This window comes from Nostoc sp. UCD121 (assembly GCF_014222285.1).
In the GTDB taxonomy this organism is placed as follows: Bacteria; Cyanobacteriota; Cyanobacteriia; order Cyanobacteriales; family Nostocaceae; genus Nostoc.
Genome location: NZ_JACKZS010000606.1, coordinates 1 through 247 on the forward strand (window position 1 = coordinate 1; position 247 = coordinate 247).

A 247-nucleotide genomic window follows, 5' to 3' on the forward strand; every position below is an offset into this window, starting at 1 on the left:
CACTTAGTTTGGGGACTGGGAATTAGGAACTGGTGAGACAGCGCTGCGGGAGGGTTTCCCGACCCAGGCTACTGCAAACACAAAGGGGGATTGGGTAAAATTTTTCTCCCTTCCTAGTCCCTATTCCCTACTTCCCCAATTGAACTATTGAATAATGTGGAAATAATAAGCTGCTACCAGAAAGTTAACACCTAGTAGCAACAGCGCCCAAGCTGTACGAAAAGTATAGGGGGGTTTAGCGCCGGTA

The 247-nt window shown here is 47.8% G+C and carries 1 protein-coding gene; it reads right to left on the bottom strand.

Annotation, left to right across the window (positions count from 1 at the left end):
• Nucleotides 1-144: 144 nt before the first annotated feature.
• Nucleotides 145-247 (bottom strand): photosystem I protein PsaX (psaX, locus tag GNF10_RS37670; RefSeq protein ID WP_185607552.1); only part of this gene is annotated, 103 nt, incomplete at its 5' end.